At 70.7% G+C, this 11,921-nt stretch carries 11 protein-coding genes; 3 read left to right on the plus strand and 8 right to left on the minus strand.

Going from position 1 to position 11,921, the window contains the following annotated elements; all coding sequences use genetic code 11:
- Positions 1-76: 76 nt before the first annotated feature.
- The 4 genes from OG975_RS26370 to OG975_RS26385 are packed head-to-tail and all read right to left on the minus strand — an operon-like array spanning position 77 to position 4,246.
- A complete protein-coding gene (locus OG975_RS26370) occupies positions 77-1,324 on the minus strand; it encodes a glutamate synthase-related protein (protein ID WP_406331852.1) in 1,248 nt (415 codons plus the stop codon).
- Complete coding sequence (locus OG975_RS26375; protein WP_406331853.1) at positions 1,321-2,337, minus strand: asparagine synthetase A; 1,017 nt, start codon at positions 2,335-2,337, stop codon at positions 1,321-1,323. The genes OG975_RS26370 and OG975_RS26375 overlap by 4 nt, the downstream gene beginning before the upstream one ends.
- Positions 2,334-3,707: a methylaspartate mutase gene (locus OG975_RS26380; protein ID WP_406331855.1), complete on the minus strand. Its 1,374-nt coding sequence runs from the start codon at positions 3,705-3,707 to the stop codon at positions 2,334-2,336. Before OG975_RS26380 ends, OG975_RS26375 begins: the two co-directional genes overlap by 4 nt.
- A complete protein-coding gene (locus OG975_RS26385) occupies positions 3,704-4,246 on the minus strand; it encodes a cobalamin B12-binding domain-containing protein (RefSeq protein ID WP_406331856.1) in 543 nt (180 codons plus the stop codon). Before OG975_RS26385 ends, OG975_RS26380 begins: the two co-directional genes overlap by 4 nt.
- Before the next feature lie 236 nt (positions 4,247-4,482).
- Between OG975_RS26385 and OG975_RS26390 the strand changes: the two genes are divergently transcribed.
- Together OG975_RS26390 and OG975_RS26395 are read left to right on the plus strand one after the other, a co-directional pair.
- Complete coding sequence (locus tag OG975_RS26390; RefSeq protein ID WP_406331857.1) at positions 4,483-4,764, plus strand: hypothetical protein; 282 nt, start codon at positions 4,483-4,485, stop codon at positions 4,762-4,764.
- A 120-nt stretch (positions 4,765-4,884) separates the two neighbouring features.
- Positions 4,885-5,097, plus strand: coding sequence for an MbtH family protein (locus OG975_RS26395; protein WP_327430540.1), 213 nt, complete (start codon positions 4,885-4,887; stop codon positions 5,095-5,097).
- A 159-nt stretch (positions 5,098-5,256) separates the two neighbouring features.
- Here OG975_RS26395 and OG975_RS26400 read toward each other — a convergent pair whose 3' ends face one another.
- A complete protein-coding gene (locus OG975_RS26400) occupies positions 5,257-6,186 on the minus strand; it encodes an ornithine carbamoyltransferase (protein WP_406331858.1) in 930 nt (309 codons plus the stop codon).
- Positions 6,187-6,255: 69 nt separating this feature from the next.
- The gene (locus OG975_RS26405) at positions 6,256-7,647 is read right to left on the minus strand and encodes a helix-turn-helix domain-containing protein (protein ID WP_406331859.1); all 1,392 of its coding nucleotides are present in this window, start codon (positions 7,645-7,647) and stop codon (positions 6,256-6,258) included.
- Between the two features lie 276 nt (positions 7,648-7,923).
- Between OG975_RS26405 and OG975_RS26410 the strand changes: the two genes are divergently transcribed.
- A complete protein-coding gene (locus tag OG975_RS26410) occupies positions 7,924-10,932 on the plus strand; it encodes an AfsR/SARP family transcriptional regulator (RefSeq protein ID WP_406331861.1) in 3,009 nt (1,002 codons plus the stop codon).
- Positions 10,933-10,998: 66 nt separating this feature from the next.
- On the opposite strand, the gene OG975_RS26415 is transcribed toward OG975_RS26410, so the two are convergent.
- Positions 10,999-11,151, minus strand: a complete 153-nt coding sequence (locus tag OG975_RS26415) for a hypothetical protein (RefSeq protein ID WP_330306326.1) — start codon at positions 11,149-11,151, stop codon at positions 10,999-11,001.
- A gap of 99 nt (positions 11,152-11,250) precedes the next feature.
- Positions 11,251-11,679, minus strand: coding sequence for a hypothetical protein (locus OG975_RS26420; protein WP_406331862.1), 429 nt, complete (start codon positions 11,677-11,679; stop codon positions 11,251-11,253).
- Positions 11,680-11,921: the final 242 nt, after the last annotated feature.

The following is an 11,921-nucleotide window of genomic DNA, read 5'->3' on the forward strand; positions in this document are numbered from 1 at the left end:
GGTGGTCTCGCGGCGTGCCGGGAGACCGACGGAGCCACGACGGGGAAACGCGCGGGTGGTGCGAAGTCGTAGGGGGCTACTGGCTGGTGGGCAGCAACACGTCCTCGTCCGCGAGGGCGTTCACGTGGTACTTGCCGACGGAGCTGATCAGCAGCCGTAGTTCCAGGGCGATGCTTTCCACGAGGCGCACCAGACCGTGGTCGGTGTCCTCGTCGACGGCCAGCAGAGCGGCCCGGCCGAGCCCGACGGCGCGTGCGCCGAGCGCGAGGGCCTTGACGGCCCGGCTGCCCTCCCAGATGCGTCCGCTGGCGAGCAGACAGTGGTCGGTGCGGCCGATGCGGGTCAGGCAGTCGCCGAGCGGCAGACCCACCTGGCCGAGGAAGGCGTTCGGGGCCCAGGCGGTGCCGCCCTCCGCGCCGTCCACCGTCACGGAGTCCGCGCCGGCCGCCCAGGCGGTGGCCGCCGCGAGCGCCACGTCCCGGCCCGGGTGGAGCTTCACCCACACCTTCACGCGGGGGAAGTTGTTGCGCATCAGCCGGATCTGCTGGCGCAGGATCTCCTCGGTGAACGTGCCCGGGCTGCTGATCCGCAGGACGGAGTCGCTGTCGGCGCCGAACACCTGGTCGGTGGCGTACTGTTCGGCGACCCGGCCCGCGGCCTCGCGGCCCAGGACGGTGAGGCCGCCGAGGCCCGGCTTGGCGCCCTGGCCGACCTTCAGCTCGAAGGCGAGCCGGCCGGTGGCGAGCAGCGGCTCGGACGCCGGGTCGCTGTAGACGAGGTTCCACACCTCGGCGTCCGCGTCCTCGGTGGACTGCTGGACGACCACACCGCCGTGCTCGTCGTCGGCCGCGTCGGCGTAGGCGGCGATCCGGCCGATCAGCGGGGAGGCCTCGGCGTCGGACGCGGCGCGGTAGCCGTTGACGGGCACCACGTTCTCGCCGATCACCATCGGGATGCCGAGCCGGGCGGCCTGCCGTCCGGCGGCCTCGCCGAGGTCGTGGCTGGCGACCTGGGTGGAGCCGAACGCCGACACGTACAGCGGCAGCCGGGAGGTGAACCCGCCCACCACGGTGTCGAGTTCGACATCCGTGTACAGCGGTTCGCGCGCCAGGTCGATGAGCTTCTTCAGCCGCTCCGGCATGAACACCGGAGGCACGATCCGGGCCCGCTCCAGCAGGTCACCGGAGTCGGCGCCGGCCGGTATCGCGCCCAGCAGGCTGCTGCCGTACGCGTCGAGGGCGGGGAAGACGCTCGCGGCGCCGTGCCGGGCCCGGTGGCGCACCTGTTCCTCGGGGAAACCGGCGGCTGTCAGTACGGCGCTCATGCCGAGACCACTCCCGGAAGCTTGGGGTAGGCGCTGGCCTCCCAGACGGCGGTGCGGCCGGTGACGTACCGCGTGAAGCGCTCCAGGCCGATACCGAAACCGGAGCTGGCGGGGATGCCCCGACGCGCCAGGTCCAGGTACCAGCCGTACTTGGCGGGGTTCTCGCCGGTCTCCCGCATCCGCGTGACCAGGGCCGCGTAGTCGTGCTCCCGCTCGCTGCCGCTGGCCAGTTCGCCGTAGCCCTCCGGGGCGATCAGGTCGAAGTTGCGCAGGACGCCCGGCTGCTCGGGGTCCTCGCGGTCGTAGAAACCGCGCGAGCCCTTGGGGTAGTCGGCGACGAAGAACGGGCGGCTGGTCTTGGCGGAGAGGATCTCCTCGCCCTCCCAGTCGATCTCGGCGCCCGGGTCCTGCGGATGCCCGAGCGCGATCAGGTCCGCGGTCGCCTCCTTGTGGGTGGTCCGGGCGAACGCCCCGGTCACCACCTCCCGGAAGGCGTCCTTGTCCCGGCCGAGCAGCTCCAGGTCGGCGGGCAGCTCACGGACCACCTCGTCGACCACGTACGCCACCAGGCGCTCGGCGAGCTCCATCGCGTCCTCGCGCCGGGCGTCGCGGATCTCCACGTCGATCTGGTGGAACTCGGCGAGATGGCGGTGAGTGACGGCCGTTTCCAGCGGCTCCAGGCGCACGTTGGGCGCGATGTAGAAGATCTTGTCGAAGGCCAGCAGGGAGGCCTGCTTGTAGAGGATCGCACTGGTCATCAGCTTGTACTTGTGGCCGTAGAAGTCGACGTCGACCTGCTTGGAGCCGCGGATGCCGGGATCGGTGACCGGCCCGATGACCGGCGGCAGCAGCTCCTGGAAGCCCTGCCCGGTCAGGAACGCGCGGGTCGCGGCGAGCATGCGGCTCTGCACACGGAGGGTGGCCCGGGTGCTCTCGGCCATCAGGTGCTGGTCGGGCGAGGACGGGAACGCGGGCGGGATGCGGACGTCGAGCTCGGCGGACGTGCTGGTCATGGTGCTACCTCCTGGGTGTGCTGCCGATGGACCGAAGGGCGACGGGCCGCCGAGGGAAGAGAGGTCCGGGGAACGGTCGGGAAAGCGGTGCGGTCGTGCCGGCGCTGCACGAACGACAGGGCGTCGTAGAGCCCCGCCGCCGTCAGCCGCCGGCCCTTCTCGGAGACATGGCCGATGGGCATCGCCCCGATCTCGGACCAGGTGAGCCGGCCGGACCGGTCGATGTGACTGCGGGTCCGGCCCGCGTTGTCGGGGTGCAGGCAGTAGGGGACGTCGAGGTATCCGCGGGCGAAGGCCTTCAGGAGCGCCTGGCCCAGGTCGTCGTCCAGATTGAGTACGGCGTCGACGAGGGCGCGGGCCTCGGCGTAGACGGGGTTGTCGGCGAAGTCGGTGTGCTGGGCGAGGTCGGTGTGCTCGGGTCGCGGGGTGAGCCGTGCCCGGTGCCGGGCGGCGGCGCTGGAGGCGACCCGCAGGGCCTCGACGTTCTCCGCGATGGTGGGGATGCGGTGCGACTCGGCCGTCGTCTTCACGATCAGCCGGGCCGCCCCCGTCTCCACCGCCAGCTCCGCCGAACGCTCCAGGAGGTCCAGGGAGCCGCGCCGGGTCCGCGGGTACAGGCCCATGTACGTGTAGAGGACGATGTGCCAGTCGGTGTCCGGCAGCAGTTCGCCGGCCAGCCGCCGCAGTGCGTGCACCGCCTCCCGGTCCTGCGCCGCGTTGGTCTGCTGGGCGTAGCTGAGCGAGATGCTGCGCAGTCCCGCCCGGTGGAAGAAGAGGGCCTCCAGCGCGCTGATCGCCACCAGCAGCCCGGGCGGGCACAGCTGGCCGAGCATGCAGCCGCCGAAGGTCTCCAGGTGCGGTTCCGTACCCATGGCGCGCAGCCCGGCCAGGAAGTCGCAGCTCTCCTGCCAGTTGCGCACGGAGTCGAGCAGCGGTGTGCGCCCGTACGGCAGGCAGTACGACACCGGGCCGCCCTCCGTGGCGTCCAGGCCGAGCAGGGCCAGGGCGGCGACGATGCCCTGGGGGCGGGCCGATCCGTGCCGGATCTGGACCGGGAAGCCGGCGTCGCGTACGCCGTCCAGGATCCAGCGCGAGGTGTGCGGGCTGTAGGAGGTGATCGGGAACCCGTTCAGCGGGACCCCGTTGTTCAGCGCCCGCACGGCCGACGGCTCGTCACTGACCCGGGTGTAGCTGTCGATGGTGACGGTGCCGACGACCGGGTCCGCCGCGGTCTTGGTGGCCAGCAGGCCCGCCCGCATCAGCGCGGGGTCGGAGAAGCCCATCCGCGGCTGGACCACGAGGGCGCCACGGGCCTGCGCGTCGGCGACGAAACGGCCGAAGGGCAAGGGGCGTTGGGTCAGGGTGGTCACCGTTTCGCCTTTCCGCTCAGGGCCCCGGCGCGGGACGTGCGCCGGGGCGCGGGCCCGGCACTCGCGAGGGCGGAGTCCGCGGGGGCGGGAGATGCAGCCCCGGTCAGCGAGCCGACGAAGGACTCGAAGACCGCGAGGCCGACGCCCTCCTGGAAGACCGCGTCGAAGCCGGCCGCCATCAGCTCGCCCGCCTGCTCCGCCTGGTCATCGCCACCGACACCGAGCTTTCCGCCGATGACGGCGGGCAGCCCGGCCAGCTCCCAGCGCGACCGGATCGCTCCGATCAGCGGCCGGGCATCGTTGAAGCCGTGCCCGTTGACGCTGCTGACGACCAGCAGGTCGGGCTGGAACTTGCAGCAGGACTCGACGATCTCGTCCTCGGGAACACAGGGACCCAGGTTCACCACCTTGTGGCCGAGGTCTTCGAGCAACAGTTGGATGAATACGAGATTCCAGGTGTGCGCGTCGGAGGGGAGTCCGGTGACGACGACATCCAGCGGCCCGGATCGATGACGAGCCGCCCATTCCGCAGGCTTCATTGTTCGCTTCGTCCACATCATTGGATGACAGGGGAGAAGGAGGGTCCTGGCTTGCCGGAACTTCCTTTCGGCCACCACCGTAGATTCGCGCCGGACTCATTTACGGCGTCCCCGGCGGCAACCGGGCGGCAGGAAAGGAGCAGTTGCCCAACTGCCGTGTTCCGGACGCCATTCGGGGCGCGACACTGGGCGGACCGCACACAGCGGACATCGCGCCCCGACCGAGGAGTCATGACATGACACACACCGGCGAAAGCGTCCTTGAGGCGGACGCGCTTGAGGACGTCCTGGCCACGGCACTGCGGCGGGTCGACCGGCGCGAGGCGCTCGGCGAGGCCCAAGTCGCGGTCCTGGAGGCCGCGGTGAACATCGTACGGGCGGGCCGGCCCCAACTCGCCCAGCTGCCCCTGGAGCGTACAGAGCTGCTGCGTGAGGCGCTCGGCGCGGTGCGCGCGGCCACCGTGGCGACCGGCGTCGCCCTCACCTACGCGCACCAGACGTCCCGCCAGCTCTCCTGATCCGGCCTGCCCGGATGCCGCCGGTCTGCCGGAGGTTCTGCCCCGATCGGCGGCCCGGGAGTTCTAGCGTCGACGGCAGGAGTTCACCGCTTACCTTCTCGTCAAACCGAGGTGGAGATCATGGCAACCAACCCGTTCGAGGATTCCGAGGGCCGCTATGTCGTGCTGGCCAACGAAGAGGGCCAGCACTCGCTCTGGCCGTCCCGCATTCAGCAGCCGGCGGGCTGGGAACTGCTGAAGGGCGAGGGCAGCAAGCAGGAATGCATCGAATTCATCGAGGCGAACTGGACGGACATGCGACCGCGTTCGGTCGTCGCAGCGATGGCCGGCTGACTCGGGTCAGCCCTCTTTCGAAACGAAAAACCCGGTGCCGCCGGAATGATCCGGCGGAACCGGGTTTTCGCGTTGTTGTTCTCGAGTTGTTCCGGCTGCGCCGGATTTCCTGACAAACGAGAGTCCCGGGGCGGGAACCCCGGGACGGCCACACCTCGGTCAGCCCTGGGCGGAGCCCACGACACACCACTCCAGTACCGCCATCGCGGCCGTCATCTTGTGGTGGGCCTGCCGCCATGCCACGCTCCGCTCCCCGTCCAGCACCTCGTCCGTGACCTCCTGGCCGCGCACGGCGGGCAGGTCGTGGAGGAAGACGGTACGAGGGCCGCCGAAGCGGTCGAGGAACGCGCTGTTGATCTGGAAGCCGTCGAAGTCGCTGAGCCAGTCCGGGTTCGCCTTGGGCACGCCCATCGTCTGCCACCGGCTGGTGTAGACGGCGTCGACCGGCCCCTCGACCTCGTCCGGGGACACGATCTGGCTCACCAGGGCCTTGCCGCCGCTGAGTTCGGCCACCAGGTCCAGGGTGTCCTTGGGCACCTCGTACCCGCTCGGGCACAGCAGGGTCACCCGCAGACCGGGCGTGAGCGCCGCGGCCAGCGCGAGCGCGGCGCCGGAGCTGTTGCCCTCACCCACGGCCAGCAGATGCAGGCCGTCCAGGGAACCGAAGTGCTCGGTGAGCGTGGCCAGGTCGGCGATCGCCTGGGTGGGATGCTCGTCCAGGCTCAGGGCGTTGACGACGGCCAGGTCCGGGCTGCTGCCGAGCCTCCGTATCTCGTCCACGTCCCCGTTGGTGCGTACGACGAGCGCGTCGAGATACTGCCCCAGCACCCGGGCGGTGTCCTCGACCGTCTCCCCTGTCGTGAGCTGGAGTTCGTTCGGCCCGAACGTGATGACGTCGGCGCCCAGGCGAGTGGCGCCGCTCCAGAACGACGTACGGGTACGGGTCGAGGACTTGCGGAAGTAGATGCCGACCTGCCGGCCGGAGAGCGACCTGCGGTCCGCGCCGCCGCGGCCGAATTCGACGGCCCGCCCGACGATGTGGGCGAGTTCGGCGGGGGTGAGGTCGGCGAGGGAGATCAGGTTGCGCATGGATGCGGTGCCTTTCTGGCGGGTGACAGGTGAGGAGTGAGGAGCGAGGAGTGAGGAGCGAGGGGCGGACTAGAAGGCCAGGGCCTCCACGGCCTCGTTGATGTCGTTGCCCTCGTTGATCTCGTCGGCCCCGACGCGCCCCGCCCCCAGCAGCTCCCGCACCAGGTTGAGCACGGTGAAGCCGACGGGTCCGCCGGGCTCGGACGGGTGCTGGCGGATCAGGCCGCGCAGCAGCAGGGCGTGCACGTCCCGGGCCGTCTCGGCGAGCGCGGTGCCCGCGGCGCGGGCGGCGTCGTCCACCGTCCAGGGCTCGGGCAGCGCGGCCAGCGTGTCGAGGAGTGCGGTCGCGTGCGGGTTGAGGCCGGTGACGACGGCGCTCAGCTGGTCGCCCAGGGTGGCACCGCTCGCGGAGTCGGCGGGGGTGACTCCGTCGACGAGGACCAGCGGAGTCGTCCGGGCGACGTCGAGAAGCTGCTCGGGCGAGTACAGCAGCAGCCAGGACGCGGCGGCCTCCAGTGCCTGCGGTATGCCGTCCAGGGCATGGCAGATGTCGGCCATGGTGGTGGTGAGGGCGTCCGTGGGCAGGACGTCGGGGCGCATGTGGCTGACGTACGACAGCATGAGCTCGACCGCGGGCCGGTCCGTGACGAGGGAGTCGCCCGGCAGTGTGCCGGCCGGGACGGCGGGGACCGGGACGGGAAGCGGGGCCAGCGGCAGCAGCCGTCCCCCGGGGGGCTGCACAGGGCGGCGGCTGGTGATGAGGATCTTGAGGCGCTCGCAGGAACGCAGCAGGTTCAGCACGGGCGGGCTGACGACCGGTGACGCGTCGTGACCGTCCAGCACGATCAGGGTGGGCTTGGACCCTATGACGGCGGCCAGTTCGTCGTACTTCTCGCCGTCGCGCACCAGTGACCGTACCCAGCCGACCATGGTCGACTGCGGGCTGCGGTCCGCCGTGTCGGCGTTCTCGTCCGGCCGGTCCATGGGCACCCACAGCACCGGCACCTGGTCCCGGGCGTGGATCCGCAGCGTGGCCTCCTGGGCGAGCCGGGACTTGCCCACACCGGGCAGGCCCACCAGGGTCAGCAGCCGCTCGTGCTCGGTGCTCAACCGGAAGGTCAGCGCCTCCAGTTCGGGCACCCGGCCGACCAGCGGACGCAGCGGGGTGGGCGGGGCGGCGAGCTCGGCGCCGTAACTGTCCTGGAAGACGCGCCCCACCGAGTGGGCGTCGACCGCGAGTTCGAGTTCGATGCGCCGTGCGTCGCTCAGCCGCATGGCGCCGGCCAGCAGCCGCAGAGTTTCTTTACGAGGATGTTGCACGCGGCCCTGTTCGAGGTCGCGGATGGCTCGCACGCTGACAGTGGAAAGTCCGGCGAGTTGTTCCTGAGTCAGTCCGGATCGCCTGCGGGCATTCTGCAGCAGGGCGTCCAGCCCGGGCGTCGGCGCCTGGGAATTCATCATTGTCTCCTTGGTCCCCAAATGCGGTGGCAATGGTGTGGCCCGGTTCCCCGATCTCCCAGGATTGTCCGGAACGCGTACGTCCGGACTGGGGTTTCTCCGGTCTGCTCACGCTCTGTTCTCCTTGGCGGCCTTGTTGGTCCGCTGATGGTGAACAGCATCCGGTGCGCCATTCCCGAACCCTTCCCGGTGCGGTACCGCCCGTTTCCGGCGACGACTACCATCACCTGCGACCAGGCACTACTGGGCGGTCTTAGGACCGAGGGGGAAGGACTGGCCGTGACGGCAGCGGCAGGGGAACAGCTGCGGTTCAACATTCTTGGCCCGATCGAGGGGTGGGCGAACGGGACGCGGCTCCGGCTGGGCGGAGTGATTCAAGAACGAGTACTGGCTACGTTGTTGCTGGAGGCCGGAAGAGTTCTCCCGGTATCCCGTCTCGTCGAGGCGGCCTGGGACGAGGATCCGCCGACGACGGCATCCCACCAAGTACGCAAGGCCATTGCGGACCTGCGGCGACGTATCCCGGGTGGCGCGGAAGTGCTCCTCACCGACGGCCCCGGCTATCGCGTCGCGATAGATGAAATCGAAATCGATTTGGCCGAATTCGGTCTGTTGGCGCGTGAGGCGAAGAGCGCGGCGGCCGCCGGCCGTCTCGCCGAAGCCGCAGAGACACTGCGCGGGGCGCTCGCGCTGTGGCGCGGTTCCGTCCTCGCCGGGAGCGGCGGTCCGGTGATCGAGGCCGCGGCGACCGCCATCGAGGAACGCCGGCTGACCGCGTCGGAGCAGCTCTTCGACCTGCGGCTCGCGCTCGGCGAGGCATCCGAACTCGTCGTGGACCTCCGGGAACTGACCAACCAGCATCCGCTGCGCGAGACCCTGCGCGGACAACTGATGCTGGCCCTCTACCGCTCGGGACGCCAGGCGGAGGCGCTGGAGGAGTACGGCCGGGTCCGTGAACTCCTCGTCGAGGAGCTCGGTATCGATCCCGGCTCGCAGCTCACCAAGATCTACGAGGGCATCCTGCGGGAGAGTCCGGAACTGGCCGGACCTCCGCCGCCGGCACCGCCGGCCGCTCCCGTCGCGCTGCCGGCGGAACCGCCCTGCACTCTCCCGAACGACTTGGCGGATTTCACCGGGCGGGACCGGGAATTGGCCGAACTCCTGCGCTGCGCCCAGGAGAGCGGCGAGCAGGGGCCGCAGATCGTGGCCCTCGACGGCATGGGCGGCTGCGGCAAGACCTCGCTGGCGGTACGGGCCGCGCACCGGCTCGCGAAGGCCTACCCCGACGGCCAGCTCCATCTGGACCTGCGCGGCCACACCCCCGGCGACCAGCCCGTGACCGCCGGCACCGCACTCGACAGTCTGCTGCGGGCGCTGGGCATACCGGGTGACCGAATACCCGACGACGTGCTGGGCCGCACCGCTCTGTGGCGCGCCACGCTCGTGGGGAAACGATTGCTCATCCTCCTCGACAACGCCGCCGACGCGGCCGGTATCGGCCCGCTGCTGCCCGCTTCCTCCGGCTGCCTGGTGCTGGTCACCAGCCGGGCCCGGCTGGTGGACCTCGACGGCGCGCAGTGGATCTCCATCGGGGTGATGTCGGCCGAGGAGAGCACGACCCTGATGGCCGAGACCCTCGGCGCGCAGCGTGTCGCCGCGGAACCCGAAGCCGCGGCGGAACTGGCCCAGTTGTGCGGCCATCTCCCGCTCGCCCTGCGGATCGCCACCGCCCGGCTGCGCAATCGCCCGCGCTGGACCCTGCGTTACCTGGCTGAGCGTCTGAGCGACGAAACGCGCAGGCTCGACGAGCTCAGCGCCGGTGCCCGCAGCGTCTCCGCCACCCTCCGACTGTCGTACCAGGCCTTGGACGAGGAGTGCCGCACCGCGTTCCGGATCCTGGCGCTGCATCCGGGCGGGGACATCAACGTCCACGCAGCGGGCGCGCTGCTCGGCACGGGCATCTGGGAGGCGGAGGACCTCCTGGAAACGCTGCTCGACGTGCATCTCGTACAGCAGCCGGAGATCGGCCTCTACACCTTCCACGACCTGGTACGGAGCTTTGCGCAGAGCCTGCTCGGCGAGTCGACCGAGGGCGAGGACGCGGTGGCGGTGGAGCGGCTGCTCGGCTACTACCTGACGGCCACCGAGGAGGCGTGCTACATCCTCTATCCCGGCCGGAAGAAACGTCCCACCGGAATCCCGCCGTCCCCGGCGAAGCTGCCGGACCTCGGGGACGCGGACCGGGCGCAGGAGTGGTTCACCCGCGAGCAGACCGCGCTGATCTCCGCCGTCACGCTGGCCGAGCGGCGCGGGCACGACCGGTACGCGGTCTGCCTGGTCCGCAACCTGGTCTTCCAGCTCAACGCGCGTGGACAGATGGAGGAGTTCGGCGATCTGGGCCGCGTCGCGGTGGCCGCGGCCCGCCGGCTCGGCGACCTGGGGCTGCTGGGGGTGAGCCTGTCCAACCTGGGCGTCGCCTGCTGGCGGCTCGGCCGCTTTTCCGAGGGCCTGGAGGCGGCCCGGGAGGGGCGGGACGTCGCGGTCCGCCTCGGGGACCGGCACACCGAGGCCCACAGCGAGACGACGCTCGGGCAGCTCAGCAGCCTGCTCGGCCGCTTTTCCGAGGCCCTGGTCCACCTGGAGAACTCGATCGCCCAGGAGCGGGAACTGAACATCCCGCGGGCGGAGGCCGAGACACTGACGGTCCTCAGCACGCTCTTCGAGCAATGGGGCCGGTACGAGGAAGCCCGGGACGCGGCCCGGCGGGCGGTCGACCTCAGGGACGAACTGGGCCAGCACGAGCACCAGTTCGGAGCGATCACCGATCTGGCCCTGGCGCATGTCGGCCTCCGCGAGTACGAGGAGGCGGCCCGCCTGCTGGAAAAGGCGCGCGAGCTGTGCGCCGATTTCGGCGACCCGGGGGACGTCGCTCTGGTCCTGGCCGTGTCGGCCGATGTCGATGAGCGGCTCGGCCGGCCCGCGGGCACCCCGGACCTCGCGGAGAGCGCACTCGATCTCGTGCGGGCGAACGTACTGCCGGTGCGCCGCGCCAAGGTGGAGAACACCGTGGGCAGGCTGCGGTACCGGCAGGGGGACACGGAGACTGCACTCGCCCTGCACACGCACGCGTACCAGATCGCGACGAACACCAACTACCGCGTCGAGCAGGCGTACGCGCTGGTGGGTATGGCCGATGCCCTCGGTGATGCCGGGGACGCCGCCGCGCACCGGGCGGCGGCCGAGTCCCTCTTCGCCGAGATGGGGGTACCCGCGGACCGCCGCCGCTGACTGTCCGGACAAGACTGTGCCCCGCACCGGAACTCCGGTGCGGGGCACAGTCGTAGGGGCGGCTGGTCAGACGCCGATGCTCGTCGGGCCGGTGCTCTCCGCAAGCACGTGCTGCGAACCCTGCTGACCCTGCGAGTGACCCGCCTCGACCGTGGCACCGAAGCCGAAGGCCAGCGTCGCCGCGAGGATCCCGAAGATTCCAGCAAGCTTGCGTCCCATTTTTCCGCCCCTTTGTGATGTCTGCGGGTTTTGCGGTGGTTTCCGCTTCCCGACATCACTGACTTTCCTGGGGGGCGTTCCCGGTCCGTTCCCGGTCCGTTACCGCCCCGGGGAACCGTCGCGGGAACGGTTCGTGACCAGGGCTTCTTCGCCGAGCAGGCAGGCCACGACGCGTGGTCCGCCGGGGGCCAGCACCACATGGGTACGGGCCGGTCCCGACTCGTGGCCCGCCAGGTCGAGCAGGGACCTGACCAGAGAGCGCAGCGCGGCGCGCGAGGCGTCGTCGAGCTCCGCGGGTGCCGAGTCCCCGTGCGGCGGCCAGTCGGTGATCGCGGCCACGCTGTGCATGCCCTCCACCGTCTCGGTGTCGACGCTGAACTCGGGTCCCTCCAGAGTCTCCGGAGAGGTGTACGGCTCGGGCCGGCCGCCGGCCGACACACGCTCCGCCCAGCGCTCCACGGTGGACAGGTCCTGGAGGGCGTGCCGCAGCTCCGCCCCGTCCGGCGAACGATCCCGGGGGTCCTTCACTGGAGTACTCCTTCTGCAGACAGCTTCAGCCGGACCCTCGCCCGTGCGGATCCCGATTCTCTCCCGGAACGTTCCCTTCCGATTCCCGTTCCGATGTTCGCGATGGGAACGCATAGGTAATCGCCGCCCCCATGCTGTGGGCTGTTCAATTCAGGCGCGATCCATGGTGATCCGCAGGGGAATCCGAATTCCTGGGGGATTGAGGCGTGGTAAGCACTCCGCTCGAAGACAGGCCGGCGTAT

Source organism: Streptomyces sp. NBC_00203 (assembly GCF_045206325.1).
GTDB lineage: Bacteria > Actinomycetota > Actinomycetes > Streptomycetales > Streptomycetaceae > Streptomyces > Streptomyces lutosisoli.